The sequence below is a fragment of the Streptomyces sp. NRRL F-5755 genome (assembly GCF_001279365.1).
Lineage (GTDB): Bacteria > Actinomycetota > Actinomycetes > Streptomycetales > Streptomycetaceae > Streptomyces > Streptomyces rimosus.
On the sequence record NZ_LGCW01000065.1, the window covers coordinates 1 to 14,413 of the forward strand.

Here is a 14,413-nt window from a genome sequence, read left to right on the forward strand (position 1 = left end):
GGGGCCGCTGTTCACGAGGCGAACAGCCGGACCGGCCAGGCCGCGTGCTGTTCGGCGGTGATGTCCAGCAGCGGCGCGGACGCCGCCGGCAGCGCACCCGGCCCCTCCGCCGGGACGCGGCGTGCCGCGTCGGCGGCCTGCGCGGCGACCTGGTCCAGCGGGGCGGCCAGGCGGGCCAGCACAGCGGTCGCCGCGAAGGGGTCCAGGCTCAGCAGGCGCACGGCGGCGGTGGCCGGGCCGCTGAGGTTCTCATACGCCGCGGCGTAGGCGGCATCCAGCGGCACCAGGCCCGCCGAGCGGGCCGCCAGCCCCAGGACCACGGGCTGGTGGGCACCGCGCGGCCGGGCCACGGCCAGCGCATCCAGCGCGGCCGAGGGCCAGGTCGCGCGGGCCGCGCGCAGCATCTGCCGCCCCAGCCGACGCGCCGTGGCGCGCAGCGCCGGCACCGGGGTGCGGGCATCGGCGGCCTCGTCCAGCGCCAGCGGATCGCACCCGGCGGCCGCCGCGGCGGCCAGCGCGGCCGCGACCAGACCCGCGGTGTGCAGCCGCCCCCGGCAGAACGCCTCCAGGCTCGCCGCGTCCGTGATCCGCCCGGCGGTGACCGCCGCCTCCGCACCCCCGGAGTGGGCATGCCCGCCCGCCGGAAACCGGCCGTCCGCCAGCACCAACAACGCCGCCCGGCTCACCACCACACCTCCCTCATCGGCCTCTCGCACATCCCCGGCCGCTCAGAAGAGGAAGTACCGCTGAGCCATGGGCAGTTCGGATACATAGGCCCGGTCGACGATCCGGTCGTCGACGAACGTCGTCACATCCGTGACCTTCGCCCCGCCGATGACGACCTCGTAGGTGTCGGGGTCGATGCGCACGTCAGGAGTGGCGTCGTTTTCCTTCATGTCCGCCTTGTGCACGGTGCGGGTGTTCGTGATGGCCCGGAACTGCTTGCTCAGCTTGCACCTCTTGGCCAGGCCCTTCTTGAGGGCCCGGTCGGTGACGAAGTTGTAGGAGATGGCGCCGGGGGCCAGGCCCGTGGCGCCCCACATGCGGCGCGGCAGGACCGGCTGCGGCGTGGGGATGGAGGCATTCGCGTCGCCCACCTGTGCGTACGCGATCTGCCCGCCCTTGATGACCAGGTGCGGCTTGACGCCGAAGAACGCCGGGTCCCACAGCACCAGGTCGGCCAGCTTGCCAGGCTCCACCGACCCCACGACGGCGTCGATGCCCTGGGCGAGGGCCGGGTTGACGGTGTACTTCGCCACGTACCGCCGGGCTCGCCGGTTGTCGGCCGGCGGTGAGCCGGGCCCCGGCGTCCCGCCCTCCGGCCCGGCCTCCGGCCGGTCCTCCTCCAGGAAGCCGCGGCGCATCTTCATCACGTGCGCGGTCTGCCACGTACGCATGACCATCTCGCCGATGCGTCCCATGGCCTGGGCGTCCGAGGACATGATCGAAATGGCACCGAGATCGTGCAGGATGTCCTCGGCCGCCATCGTCGAGGGCCGGATCCGGGAGTCGGCGAAGGCCAGATCCTCCTCGACCTGCGGGTTCAGGTGGTGGCAGACCATCACCATGTCGAAGTGCTCCTTGACCGTGTTGACGGTCAGCGGCCGGGTGGGGTTGGTGGAGGCGGGCAGCACGTTCGGCTCGCTCACCATCTTGATCATGTCGGGTGCGTGGCCGCCGCCGGCGCCTTCGACATGGAAGACGTGCAGGGGCCGTCCTTTGATGGCGTCAAGGGTGTCCTGGACGAAACCGGCCTCGTTGAGGGAGTCGGCGTGCAGCGCGAGCTGGACACCGGTCTCCTTGCAGACCTCAAGGCACCGGTCGATGACGGCCGGGGTCGCGCCCCAGTCCTCGTGCACCTTGAAGCCGATGACGCCGGCGTCCACCTGATCGAGCATGGACTCCCTGGACATGGTGGCGCCCTTGCCGAGCAGCCCGATGTTGACCGGGAAGGCGTCCAGCGCCTCGAACGTACGGGCCAGATGCCAGGAGCCGGGCGTCACGGTGGTGGCGGTGCTGCCTTCCGCCGGGCCCGTGCCGCCCCCGATCAGCGTGGTCACCCCCGCGGCCAGTGCCTCGTCCACCTGGTCGGGGCAGATGAAGTGGACGTGGGTGTCGATGCCGCCGGCGGTCAGGATCCGCCCCTTGCCCGCGATGACCTCGGTGTCCGGCCCGATGACGAAGTCGGTGGGGGCCGGGCCGACGCCGTTGTGGCAGTCGCCGTCGTCCCCGTGCAGCGGATCCATCGTCTCGGGGTTGTACGCCTTGCCCAGCGCGACGACCTGGCCGTCCCGGATGGCGACATCGGCTTTGACGATGCCCCAGTGGTCCAGTACGACCGCGCCGGTGATGACGGTGTCGGGCGGCAGTACCCGGCGGCCGTCGGCGGCCTGACCGGTCGTGCCCGCACCCGGGTCGCGCGGGGCGATGGACTGCCCCATCGACTCGCGGATCACTTTGCCGCCGCCGAAGACCATCTCGTGGCCGCTGCGGCCGGGGCCGCCGGACCAGTCGTCTTCGATCCTGATGGTCAGCGCGGTGTCGGCCAGCCGGATCCGGTCGCGGGTGGTGGGGCCGAACCGGTCCGCGTACGCGGCGCGGGGCAGGGGGTCGAAGGGCCCCGGCTCTGCCGGGCAGCAGGAACAGTCGGGGCACGAAGGCATGGTCGTCACACCCGCTCCTGGTCGAACGAACCCCTGATGTGGTCGAGCGAACCCTTGATCTTCTCGGGCAGCCCCTTGATCCTGCCGCGCAGGCCGTGGACCACCCGTTCGCCCTCGATGGGTACGAGTTCGACCTCTTCGGTGATGCCGGGCTCGAACCGTACGGAACTGCCGGCGGGGACGTTCAGCCGCTTGCCCCACGCCTTCTTGCGACGGAACTTCAGCCCGTCGTTGGCCTCGGCGAAGTGGTAGTGGGAACCAACCTGGATGGGGCGGTCGGTCGGATTCTCCACCGTCAGCGTGGTGATCCGGTCCTCCAGCCGGTGCCGCTCGTTGAAGACCACCACCGCGTCGTCCTCCCGAGGGGAGAAGTCCACCTTCCCCGGCCAGACGACCGGAGCCTCGTCCTCGCCCACGGCCGGAAAGGGATCGTGAAGCGTCACCAGCTTCGTACCGTCGGGGAAGGTGGCCTCCACCTGCACGTTCTCGATCATCTCCGGCACGCCCTCCATCACCTCCTCCCGGGCCAGCAGTTTGCGCCCGGAGGACATGAGGTCGGCAACGGTCCTGCCGTCCCGGGCCCCCTCAAGAACGTGCGCGATCAGCAATGCCATGGTCTCGGGGTAGTTGAGCCGCAGTCCGCGGGCCCGGCGCTTTTCGGCGACATCCGCCGCCACGTGCAGCATCAGACGTTCTTGTTCGTGTGGAGTCAGGTGCACAGCCGCATCCCTGCATTCGCTCCTGCCCAGAACTTCTGTTCCGTGCGGTCGCATCGGGGCCGGCACTGCACGATTGACAGCCCGGGGCGCAACCCCGGATGCCGCCCCCGTGCCGGTGATCCGAGCACCGGTCATCCACGGCTGTCCGGCCCCAACTCGACGTAAGGCCATCATCAGTACGTTGACACCCCGAAGACGACGGACCGGACCACCGGCACCCGAAGGAGTGACGGCGGAGCGAAGGGGATGAGGCAGCGACGGGGGAGGGGCCCCAGCAGGGAAGGGATGCTCTACGGGCGGCAGGAGGGGAGGCTCCCGCCATGACGAGGGTGGTCGCCGCGACCACGGTGGCCAGAGCCTGGAAGCCGGACCCGGGCCGCGCGAGGCCCTTCATCGAGAGCGCTGACGCCCCGCCGACGCCCAGCGCTCCGGCTGATGGTACGAGGCGGTGACCCGTGTCCAGCCGTAGTCGCGCAGGTTTTCCAGGGCGCCGCGCCGCGCTGCCTGCGCAGGCGGGTGGTGCCAGAGCTTGGGCAGGCTGGTCATGACTTCCGTGACGACTCCGCAGCCGGGCGGGGAGACACTGCGGTAGCCCAGCGTCCGTACGGCTTTGGTGATCTCGTCGTCCTCGGTGAGGGATGGAGCAGTAGGAGGTACCGCCGCCGATGAGTCCCTTCCGGCGGGCTTGTCGCGCTTCGCGCAGGGGCACGACGCGAAAGAGGGGCGCGGCGCCGGTGAGTACGTCGGCCCGGTATTCCCGACGGGCCATCTCTGGGCGCAGCCGTGGAATTCGATGCGCTGGAGCGGCGTGAGACTTCGCTGTCTCCGAGATCACCATTACCTGAACAACGCTCTTCACCCAGAGCCGTTGGAGCCGCCGTACGCGCTCCGTTCAGCCCACATGGACGCGGGGTCGGCACCCACGGTCGGGTTCGGCCTCGCGGAGGACCTCTCGGGTGACGGGAGCGACGTCGCCATGGCCGAAGAGGAAGAAGCGGAGGAATTGGGCGAAGGGATTTCCTTCGGTCCATTCGAAGTAGATGTGCGGACGCTGGCCCGTCTCGTCGCGGACGTGCAGCAGCAGCGCGGCCAGTGCGTTGGAGACGGCGGAGCTCTCCAGGCGGAGTACGCGATAGCGGCCGTGCAGCACTTCGCCCCGTACCCGCAGTTCGCTCTCGAATTCCGAGGGGTCGCCGACGGTGACCTCGACGAAGATGAAGTCCTCTGACACCGCGAGGTCGTTGTCGGTGCGGATCTGCTGGAGCTTGTCGCGGTATTCGGCCACATCACGCCGGCCGGGCTCATTCGCGATGAAGCGGATCGTACGGTGGGCGGTGTCGCGGATGAAGCGCTCGGCCGTCCCGTCGAGGACGACGCTGGTCACGCGCAGCTCGAAGGCGCGGGCCAGGCGGGACAGGAGTGACAGCAGGATGATGCCGGCGATGAAGCAGGCGCCGATCTTCACACCGTCCGGCCGCTCGATGACGTTCGCCACGGTCGTGTAGAGGAATATCACGGCGACCGCCGCGAAGCCGATCGTCCGGCCGCGTTCCCCGGCCCGCCGGGCGGCGATGGTCACGGCGACCGCGGCGGAGCTGATGAGCACGAGCACACCGGTGGCGTAGGCGCCGCCCTGGGCGTTCACGTCCGCATCGAAGATCCAGGTCACCAGGAACGCGACGGCGGTGAAGACCAGCACCATCGGGCGTACGGCCCGTGCCCAGTGGGGCGCCATGCCGTAGCGAGGCAGGTACTGGGGCATGAGGTTGAGCAGTCCGGCCATGGCCGAGGCGCCGGCGAACCACAGGATGGCGATGGTGGAGAGGTCGTAGACCGTGCCGAAGGCGGACCCCAGATAGGCGTGGGCGAGATAGGCCAGGGCGCGCCCGTTGGCCTCGCCGCCGGGCTTGAACGCGTCCTCCGGGATGAGCAGGGTCGTCACGAAGCTGGTGACGATCAGAAAAGCGCTCATGATCAGGGCGGCGGTGGTGAGCAGCTTCTTCGCGCCGCGGACCCGCCCGGTGGGGCACTCTTCGGTGTCGGTGGGGCGGCCTTCGATGTGCGGCATGACCGCCACGCCGGTCTCGAAGCCGGACAGCCCCAGCGCCAGTTTCGGGAAGACCAGCAGGGCCAGGCCGACCATTGCCAGGGCGTTGCCGTGTTCGGTGGTCAGCGCCCGGGACCAGTCGGTCACGACGTGCGGTGCGGTGAAGACGTGCCACAGGCCGGCCGCGACCACGGCGACGTTCAACGTGAGGTAGAAGCCCACCAGCGCGATCGCCACCCCGATCGCCTCCAGGAACCCCTTGAGGAAGACCGCGCTGAGGAGCGCGACCAGGATCAGGGTGATCAGCGTCTGCCGGTCGTGCAGGACGCTGTTGACGTGCGGGTTCTCCACCAGGTGGGTGGCGGCGTCGGCGGCCGACAGGGTGATGGTGATCAGAAAGTCGGTGGCGGCGAAGCCGAGCAGGGCCAGTACGAACAGTTTGCCCTTCCAGAAGGGCAGCAGCCGCTCCAGCATGGCGATCGAGCCCTGGCCGTGCGGGCTCTCCGCGGCCACCCGCCGGTACACCGGCAGCGCCCCGGCCAGTGTCACCAGGACCAGGACGAGCGTGGCGACGGGCGAGAGCAGCCCGGCGGCCAGGGCCGCGATGCCCGGCTGGTAGCCCAGGGTGGAGAAGTAGTCCACACCGGTCAGGCACATCACCTTCCACCACCGCTGGCCCCGATGAGGGCTCCGCCGGTCCGCGTGCGGACCGGGATGGCGCTTGGCCATGTCGGTCAGCCCTTCCAGCATCCACGCCCGGAAGCGATGCCGTGCGGTGGCCCCGGATCCGGACCCTGACCCGGGGCCGGCAGAGGCGGAGGTGGCCATCGTCTGCTCCCGTCGTACCTCGAACGGTCCAGCCATCGGGGCGACAGCCACATCAGACTACGCAGGCAGGGGGCCCTCCACGCCGTGAAGCCGTCGGCATGGCGGCCCGGTGTCCCCTGAACGGTGGCCGGTACGCCACGGGAACGGCAGTACGCCGAAGCAGATGACGGAGGTGTCAGGCGGCGAGCCCCGCGACGCGGTGTGCGGGGTGGCCGGTGAGGTAGTGGACGTACTCGTGCTCCAGGCGGAAGCCCGCGGTCCAGGCGAGGAGCCGGCTGGGGCGGTTGTCGCGTGAGCAGGTCCAGCTCGGCGTGTGTCCACGGGCGGCGATGTCCTGGCACAGCGCGGTGACACAGGCCAGCGCGAGACGCTGACGGCGGTGTTCGGGGACGGTGAGGCAGGCGACGTCCTCGTGTTCGTGGCCGCGGAAGTACGTACAGGCCATGGCCAGTACGCGGCCCTTCGCGAACGCCACCCAGCCGTGCCCGGAGGCGGCGAGACCGGCCGGGCCGCCCCAGGTGGCGTGGCTCCAGGCGGCCTCGGGCCCCATCGCGGCGAGCGCCGGCGTGTCCTCGGGCGTCAGCCGCCGCACCGTCACCCCCCGGGGTACGTGCGGACGCGGTACGGGGACGCGGTGGACGTAACCCATGCGCTCCCACGGCACGAGCCGGTTGAACGCGTGCCCGAGCAGGGGCAGGAAGCGGGCCGGGGCCTGGACGTAGTGCTCGGCGAAGGGCGCGAGCGAGAGGGGAGCCAGGGCGGTCGGTTCGCCGCGCAGTACTACGTGGTCGGCGCAGGCCACGGCGACGGCCCGGGGGGCGACGGGGCGGGGGGCGACGGGGCGGTCGGCCCACCAGCGGCCGGCTCCTGGGGCCAGCGCGTGGTCGGCCAGTGCCGTCGTCCCGGGCGGCCCGGCGGCGAACCAGTGCGAAACGGCGGCGACTTGTTCGCGGGCGAGCTCGATCACGATGACTCCTTGCAACGTTCGTGGGGCGGGCCGGGCGGACCGGACGGGGCGGTGCGGGGACCGGGCACCGCCCCGCCCGGAGACTCAGCCCTGGCCGGCCTTGTTGCCGTGGTTGGCCTTCTTCTTGCGGCGGGTTCTCTTCTTGCGGGCGCGTTTGGACATGGCGAAGTGGGCCTTTCGTTGTCGGGAGGCGCCTTTTCGCGCCTCGGGGTCAGGGGGCGCGGTTCAGCGGTGGTGGCCGACGAGCTGGTCCGCGAGCTTGCTCAGGCGCTTGACGGTGCGGTCTACGGTGGCGGCGGGCGCGGGGTCGATGCGCTGGTCGCGGTCGTAATACGCGCCGTTGACGATCTCGACCGCCGGGTCGCAGAGCCGTACGACATGGGCGGCGCCGTCGGCGGCCGGGGAGCCGTCGAGGCCGTAGAGGGGCAGCAGGCCGGTGGCGCAGATGCCGGGGTGGACGGAGACCGCGGTCACCCGGGGATCGGCGGCGAAGACGGTCAGGGCGAGCTGTGACTGGGCGTAGGCGGCGAGCCGGGAGTAGCGGCGGGCCCGGTGGGGGTCGCTCCACTGGATGGAGGCGGTGCGGTGCAGCGACGACGACACATTGACGACCCGGCCGCCGGGGTCGCTGGTCAGCGCGGGCTCCAGGAGGCAGGTCAGCAGGTAGTGGGCGAGGAAGTTGACCTGGAAGGCGAGCTCGTTGCCGTCGTCGGTGAGGGTGTGCCGTTCGGGAGCGGCGGTGGCGGCGTTGTTGACCAGGACGTCGAGGTGGGGGTGCTCGGCCACGACCCGCCGCGCCAGCGTCTCGACCTCCTCCAGGTGCGTGAAGTCCGCGCTCAGTGCGCGTAGTTGGGCCGCGTCGATACCTGCGGTGGCGGTCAGCCTGTCGACGGCGGCCTGTGCGTCGTCGGTGGTGCGGCCGTGGACGAGCACCGTGGCGCCGCGCTCGGCGAGCTGCCGGGCGGTCTCGAAGCCGATGCCGGAGGTGGCTCCGGTCACCAGGACGGTACGGGAGGAAAGGTCGAAGACGGACATGGTCCCTTCCGGTCGGACGATGTGTGGGTACGCCGAGCCGGCCCCTGACGGGCGCGGTGGCGTGCGGGTAGACGTAAAAGGGGCGCCGGGTCGGGCCACGGCGCCCCGTAGGGGTGCGGGAGAGCTATCAGCGGGAGGCGGATCTCTCCGGGCAGCGCGGCGCACGACGCGGACCCGACTGATGAGGCGGGCGGTCGAGCAGGAGCCAGGCGCTGTTCACGCCCCCATCGAATGCCGTACCGCCCCGGGCCGCAAGACTTGCGCCGCCCCCTTGACGCGCCTCTGATGAGCTTCCGGTCCCGGCGTTGGCGAGTGCTGGACCTCGACGGGTGGTACCAGGCTGACCGTGCACAGCAACTGGCCGCCGGCCATGAGCTGAGCACCCGCGGTGACCGTCTCCGTCATGCCTGCCGCGCCAGGCGACGCAGGAACACCGTGCACCGGTGCAGGACCGTCACGAGGCCCGCCGACGGCCCTGCCGTGGCCAGTTCGGGACCGGCGTACACCGCTGGCGTGGGAGACGAGTGGGGCCGGCGAGGAGTCCGCGGGCGTCCGCAGCCACACACGTGGGGCGGCTGTGCGGTGGTGCGGCGATCAGCCCCATGGGGTCCGTGGCACCGGTGAACATCAGCAGGCTGTCGATGCCCGACGCGCGGGCTCCCTCGACATCGACCGGGCGACAAGGACCATCTGCCTTACGGGCTCGCGCTCGCTTCTGCCCCGGATCGCACCTCGCGCTTGAGGCCCGGGTTGCCCTGCCCGCGTACCTTCGCCACAAGCAATCACCGGGTACGGGTCGCCCTCGACCTCCCGTAAGGGGGGCCCGCTCGCAACCATCACCATGGAGGAGCAGCCGGATGCAAGCACGGGAGGGCCGGATGCACGACACCGCATTCCCGGGGCAATGGATCGCTCTTCCTGATGGAAGGTGGCGCAGGGTTGGTCGTCGCGGCGATCGACGGCGCGCAGTTCACCGGCAAGTGCTCAGCCGGTCCCGGCAGTCGGACTCGATCGGTACCACGTTCCGTCTGCGCAACGACACCAAGGCGCGCAGGGGCGGGGCCAGAGGTGCTACACACTGAGCCGCGTTCATCCTGGACAACTCGTTCAGAACCCTCATCAATTACCAGAAGCCTCATCAACTACCTGACGTACCGTGCCGGCCGGGTGGCGGCGTGCAGCAGATGTTCCATGGGACCCCGGCGGAAGCGACGAGTCCATGCAGTGGCCAGCAGTATGGCGGCCGCGATGAAGCCCGACAGTACCGGCAGCGCGGACATGGTCTCGTCCTCGACGGCAGCCACGTACCAGACATCGAGCAGGAGCCAAAGGGCGACGATGTGCGTCACGTAGGCGGTCAGCGCCGTCATGCCGACCGCGGACAGCGGTTTCGTCCAGTGGGCCAGGCGCGTGTGGTCGGCGGCCGTCAGGCACGCGGCCACCACCACGAGGGCGATGCCGGTGTTGCCGAGCAGGGAGAAGGTTGTCTGGCTGTGTGGTGCGGCGACCAGGAGCCAGGCGAGTGGGGTGGTGTCCTGCGGGTTGCCGACCGTGTCGGACCACCAGGCCGATGCCGCTGAGCTGCTGCCCGTGGCCGCGGTGATGGTGGAGAGCGCGCGCGGGACGAGGTGCAGGGCCAGCCAGGAGCCGCCGTAGCCGAGGAGGGCGAGCGCCCCGCCGGTCAGAGTGAGCCGGGAGCGCATGCCGGGCCGGGTGAGGTCGAGCCGGGCCAGGGCCATGCCCGCGATCAGGAACGGTGCCCAGGTAAGGATCGGGTACTCGCCGGTGAACAGCAGCTCGGTCATCCCGTCGGTGCCGGTGATCCTGGCCAGGGGGTCGGCCTGGATGACGGTGTCCGCCCAGGTGCTTGCCTCGATGGACAGCCGTATCGCGTGGAGAACCTGCGGCATGACCAGAGCGCCGACGGCGGCGATGCATGCGAGCGTTGTGGCGCGCAGCCGGTACAGCGGCAGGACGGTCAGGAGGAGCAGCCCGTAGAAGCTGAGGATGACATCGACCGGAGTGCTCAGGGCGGTCAGGGCGTAGCCGAGCGGCAGCAGGACGACGGCTCGGATCACGACCCTGGCCACCGCCTGCCGGCCGGCGCGGCCCCTCCTGGGCCGGGGGCGGCCGGTGATGATGACCAGCGAGAATCCGGCGAGCACCGCGAACAGGGCGGAGGAGCGGCCGCGTGCGGTTTCCAGCAGGAGACCGATGGGCCCGCCGACCGTGACGTCGGGCCCGACATGGGCGGAATACATGCCGAGGACCGCGAGTCCGCGGGCCAGGTCGATGCCGATCAGCCGGCCGGTTTCCGGAAAAGCGGAGGGCGGCGCGTACGGCCCGGGTAACGCGGCGGTGGGGGTGTCGTGCGTCATGTCCCAAGGGTTCGAGGCCCGCACAGCGCAGCCCATCCGACGACCGGCCGGAGCCGCCCGGCCGACCGGGCGGAACCGCACCGGCCGCCCGGCTGCTCTTTGCTGACGACCGGCCGGAGCCGGACCGCGCCCCGCTGACGAGTGTTCCAGGGCGTGGTACCCGTCGAAGCAGCGCAGAAGCCGACGAGCGGAGCGCACGTGATCCGTGTACTGGTGATCGACGACGAGGCCCTGGTCCGCACGGGCTTCACCCACATCCTGAACGCCGCGGACGGCATCCGGGCAGTGGCGGCGGTGTCCGGCGGCCGAGCCGTCCAGGCCGTACGGGAGCTGCGTCCCGACGTCGTCCTGCTCGACATACGGATGCCCGACGTGGACGGACTGACCGTGCTGAGCGAACTTCGTCGTATGCCGGACCCTCCGGTGGTGGCCATGCTGACGACCTTCGACACCGACGCATACATCGAGGCGGCGCTGCGCTCGGGAGCCGCCGGATTTCTGCTCAAGGACACCGACCCCGAACAGCTTCCCTATCTGATCCGCACCCTGGCCGACGGCAGCACCATACTGGCGTCGCAGGTCACGCGTACGGTGGTGGACGGCTTCCTCGGCCGGGGAGTACGTGATCCCTGCGCCGTGCGTCTCGTCGACCGGCTGAGCGAGCGCGAGCGTGCCGTTCTGGCGTTGATGGCCGAGGGGCTCTCCAACGCCGGCATCGGCGCACGGCTCCATCTCAGCACCGGCACCGTCAAGGGCCATGTCGGCGCCGTCCTGGAGAAGCTGCGGGTCGGCAACCGTGTGCAAGCCGTGCTGGTCGCCGAACGTGCCGGTCTGCTGCGCTCGCCCGAGGACGGGGCAGACCGATGAGCACCCGGCGCGCGCCGCTGCTGGACGCGGCCCTGGTCGGTGCCGCGCTGCTGGATCTATGGGTGCACATCGACGGCGAGGACCGTCTTCGCCTTGCCTGCGGACTGCTCGCCGCCCTGGCCCTCACCCTGCGCCGCCACCGGCCGCTGCCGGCCTTCGCGCTCACCTTGCCCACCGCCCTGGTCAGCGACGTGGTCCTCGCCACCATGGCCGCGCTGTACACCCTCTCCTCACTCAGCCGTCACCGCGGCCTGCTGGCCTGTTGCGCTCTGGCCTTCGCCGTCAGCGACTTCATGCCCTGGCCGTGGACGGATCTGGAAGTCGACGAACTCCACAAGACCTACAGCTTGCTCCACCTCACCTACACCCTGGCCACGGCCGCCGCCCCGGTCTTCCTGGGCCAGCTCGTCCAGGCCCGGCGCGAACTCTCCCTCCGGCTCGCCGAGGTCTCCCGAGCACGCGAACACGAGCAACTACTGACCGCGCAGGCCGTGCTGGCGAAAGAGCGCGCCCAGCTCGCCCGGGAGATGCACGATGTCGTCTCCCACCAGGTCAGTCTCATCGCCGTCCAGGCCGGAGCTCTTCAGGTGGGCAGCCCGGACGCCGAGGCGAGAGCGGCCGGGGCCACGATCCGCCGGCTCAGCGTGCAGACCCTGGAAGAGCTGCGGCACATGGTCGGCGTCCTGCGTGCCTCCGGCAGCCGCGCCACCGAGCTGACACCCCAGCCCTCCCTGGCCGACCTGCACCAGTTGATCGGGGCCAGCGGCATCGAGGCCGAGCTGGAGACCGACCTGCCCGAGAAGCTGCCACCTGCCTTTCAGCGTGCCGTCTACCGCACCGTCCAGGAGGCGCTCACCAACGTCCGCAAACACGCTCCCGGCGCCACCGCGACCATCTGTATCCACCATCGCGACGGCACCCTTGAGACCACTGTCACCAACACCGCGCCCACGCGTCCCGCGCTTGCCCTGCCAGGCGCCCACCACGGTCTCGCCGGCCTGCGCCAGCGCGCCGCACTCCTCGGAGGCACCGTCACCTCCGGCCCAACCGCCGACGGGGGCTTCGGACTTCGCCTGGAGCTGCCGCTCAGCGCCGCGCCCTGACCGGTCCGCGTTGCACTTCAAGAGCCGTCAGAAGCGCCCTCGTGGCTTCGCCTTGTGGTCAGCCCGATCGCTGCCCCCCGGTGCAGCGTGCCGGCCGCCGTGCGGGACGGGGCCAGGGTCGGGACGGGGCCAGGGTGTCGGCGAGTATGGGGACGCCGGCGGTTTCACCGGCGAAGACGCTGCGCACCTGCTGCCGATTCGCTTTCGCACCCTCGATTTCGCGCCCATTCACGGTTCTGCCGAACGGACAGAAGGTGCCCGATATCCGATTCGAAGCCCTTCGGCGCGGCTGCACGGCGCTTTCGTTTCACACTTCGAGGGGGGCCAGCAGCCGACGGCCTGCCGTTCGGCCGCCGACGGCCGAAAGGTTGCCGTGATCTTCGAACTTGGCGGATTCCGGCGGCAGACCGCCTGGCGGTGTTGTCGAATGCCTCTCGCCGATATCCGTCGACTCGGGGAAGTTCTGCTGTGCAGCCACATCCGACGCCTCTTGCCGCGACGGTGAGCATCCTTCTCCCGGCCCCGTACGGAGCGGCCATCACGACTCCAGGAGAAGATATGCCTACAAGCCTCAGCACACGTCGGCACCTGCTGTGGCGATGGCGACGAGGCACGGCCCCGGGGCCACGGTGACGGCGCTTCTCGCCGGCCTGTGTGTGGCTCTGGCCACGACACCGGCATCGACACGCTCGCGCCCACGGAAAGCGCCCCGCTCGCGGACAAGGCCAACGTCTCCTTCAACGGTCCCGCCTGGACCAACGACATCAGCCACGGCGAGCTGGTCCGCTCGGGCAACGACCAGAGCCTGACCATCGACCCCTGCCACCTGCAGTACGTCTACCAAGGACGTGACCCGACTGCCGGCGCCGAGTACTCGCAGCTGCCCTGTCGCATGGGGCTGCTCACCCAGACCAATTCCACCTGCTGACCCGGGCCCGTCTCGCGTCATCACCGAAGAGTTCACCACTGAAGAGGAGGAAACCCGGACGTGAACACAAGCACCTACTTCCGCAAACGTGAAAGCCGCCGCATCGGCCTTTCGTCCAGAGGCGCCTGTGTGCTGGCAATGGCGGCCTTGATGGCCCTGCTGTTGCCCGGCACTGCCGGAGCCGACCCAGTCATCACGGCGAACAGGACCGGAATTCACGACGGCTACTACTACTCGTTCTGGACCGACAGCCCTCGGACGGTGTCCATGGGCCTGGCATCCGGCGGTAGTTACCGTACCTCGTGGCGCAACACGGGTAACTTCGTCGCCGGCAAGGGCTGGGAAACCGGCGGCCGGAAGAGCGTCACCTATTCCGGCAGTTTCCGTCCTTCCGGCAACGCCTACCTCGCGCTCTACGGCTGGAGCACCAACCCCCTCGTCGAGTACTACATCGTCGACAACTGGGGCACCTACCGGCCCACGGGCGCCTACCAGGGCACGGTGACCAGCGACGGCGGCACCTACGACATCTACCGGACGACCCGCGTCGACGCCCCCTCCATCGAGGGGCCGAAGACGACGTTCGACCAGTACTGGAGCGTCCGGCGGTCGAAGCGTACGGGCGGCACCATCACCACCGGCAATCACTTCGACGCCTGGGCGCGCCACGGGATGCGCCTCGGCACCTTCCGCTACATGATCATGGCGACCGAGGGATACCGGAGTAGCGGAAGCTCGAACATCACCGTGACCGCATCCCCTTCCGTTGGTGGAAACGTCTAGAGGTCTTTAATGGTTGGGGTTACGTGAGGTCGGAGCTCAGTCCGGTTCCGGTGAGGTAGCCGTCGATCAGGTCGGGGCGGTACTGCATCCGCTTG

General features: G+C 70.2%; 11 protein-coding genes and 1 pseudogene. 4 read left to right on the forward strand and 8 right to left on the reverse strand.

Features of this window, described 5'->3' with window-relative positions:
- Positions 1-11: 11 nt before the first annotated feature.
- From ADK86_RS09825 to ADK86_RS09855, 7 genes are all read right to left on the reverse strand, one after another.
- The gene (locus ADK86_RS09825; protein ID WP_053696224.1) at positions 12-686 is read right to left on the reverse strand and encodes an urease accessory protein UreF; all 675 of its coding nucleotides are present in this window, start codon (positions 684-686) and stop codon (positions 12-14) included.
- 42 nt (positions 687-728) lie between these two features.
- The gene (locus ADK86_RS09830) at positions 729-2,663 is read right to left on the reverse strand and encodes an urease subunit alpha (protein WP_053696225.1); all 1,935 of its coding nucleotides are present in this window, start codon (positions 2,661-2,663) and stop codon (positions 729-731) included.
- A 5-nt stretch (positions 2,664-2,668) separates the two neighbouring features.
- On the reverse strand, positions 2,669-3,382 hold the full coding sequence (locus tag ADK86_RS09835; RefSeq protein WP_053696217.1) for an urease subunit gamma: 714 nt from the start codon (positions 3,380-3,382) through the stop codon (positions 2,669-2,671).
- An 892-nt stretch (positions 3,383-4,274) separates the two neighbouring features.
- Positions 4,275-6,257: an amino acid transporter gene (locus tag ADK86_RS09840; RefSeq protein WP_199834379.1), complete on the reverse strand. Its 1,983-nt coding sequence runs from the start codon at positions 6,255-6,257 to the stop codon at positions 4,275-4,277.
- Between the two features lie 175 nt (positions 6,258-6,432).
- Positions 6,433-7,224: a GNAT family N-acetyltransferase gene (locus tag ADK86_RS09845; RefSeq protein ID WP_053696219.1), complete on the reverse strand. Its 792-nt coding sequence runs from the start codon at positions 7,222-7,224 to the stop codon at positions 6,433-6,435.
- Between the two features lie 225 nt (positions 7,225-7,449).
- Positions 7,450-8,259, reverse strand: coding sequence for an SDR family NAD(P)-dependent oxidoreductase (locus ADK86_RS09850; protein ID WP_053696220.1), 810 nt, complete (start codon positions 8,257-8,259; stop codon positions 7,450-7,452).
- A 1,142-nt stretch (positions 8,260-9,401) separates the two neighbouring features.
- On the reverse strand, positions 9,402-10,637 hold the full coding sequence (locus ADK86_RS09855; RefSeq protein ID WP_053696221.1) for a DUF418 domain-containing protein: 1,236 nt from the start codon (positions 10,635-10,637) through the stop codon (positions 9,402-9,404).
- 198 nt (positions 10,638-10,835) lie between these two features.
- Here ADK86_RS09855 and ADK86_RS09860 point away from each other — a divergent pair, with 198 nt between their 5' ends.
- Both ADK86_RS09860 and ADK86_RS09865 read left to right on the forward strand, forming a co-directional pair.
- Positions 10,836-11,504 (forward strand): response regulator, encoded by a 669-nt coding sequence (locus tag ADK86_RS09860; RefSeq protein WP_053696226.1) that lies wholly within the window; start codon positions 10,836-10,838, stop codon positions 11,502-11,504.
- Positions 11,501-12,607 carry a sensor histidine kinase gene (locus ADK86_RS09865; protein ID WP_053696222.1) on the forward strand — a complete coding sequence of 369 codons (1,107 nt, stop codon included), beginning with the start codon at positions 11,501-11,503 and terminating at the stop codon, positions 12,605-12,607. The genes ADK86_RS09860 and ADK86_RS09865 overlap by 4 nt, the downstream gene beginning before the upstream one ends.
- Before the next feature lie 307 nt (positions 12,608-12,914).
- Here ADK86_RS09865 and ADK86_RS43040 read toward each other — a convergent pair whose 3' ends face one another.
- The gene (locus tag ADK86_RS43040) at positions 12,915-13,085 is read right to left on the reverse strand and encodes a hypothetical protein (protein ID WP_159393823.1); all 171 of its coding nucleotides are present in this window, start codon (positions 13,083-13,085) and stop codon (positions 12,915-12,917) included.
- 174 nt (positions 13,086-13,259) lie between these two features.
- Here ADK86_RS43040 and ADK86_RS09870 point away from each other — a divergent pair, with 174 nt between their 5' ends.
- A complete protein-coding gene (locus ADK86_RS09870) occupies positions 13,260-13,535 on the forward strand; it encodes a non-reducing end alpha-L-arabinofuranosidase family hydrolase (RefSeq protein WP_053696223.1) in 276 nt (91 codons plus the stop codon).
- A gap of 138 nt (positions 13,536-13,673) precedes the next feature.
- Positions 13,674-14,309: pseudogene (locus tag ADK86_RS09875) on the forward strand (glycoside hydrolase family 11 protein); the annotation flags it as partial.
- Between the last annotated feature and the right edge of the window lie 104 nt (positions 14,310-14,413).

Coding starts and splice junctions, on each gene's coding strand:
- ADK86_RS09865 (WP_053696222.1), top strand. CDS start 11,501: ATGAGCACCCGGCGCGCGCCGCTGCTGGACGCGGCCCTGGTCGGTGCC.
- ADK86_RS09840 (WP_199834379.1), bottom strand. CDS start 6,257: ATGGCCACCTCCGCCTCTGCCGGCCCCGGGTCAGGGTCCGGATCCGGG.
- ADK86_RS09855 (WP_053696221.1), bottom strand. CDS start 10,637: ATGACGCACGACACCCCCACCGCCGCGTTACCCGGGCCGTACGCGCCG.
- ADK86_RS09830 (WP_053696225.1), bottom strand. CDS start 2,663: ATGCCTTCGTGCCCCGACTGTTCCTGCTGCCCGGCAGAGCCGGGGCCC.
- ADK86_RS09850 (WP_053696220.1), bottom strand. CDS start 8,259: ATGTCCGTCTTCGACCTTTCCTCCCGTACCGTCCTGGTGACCGGAGCC.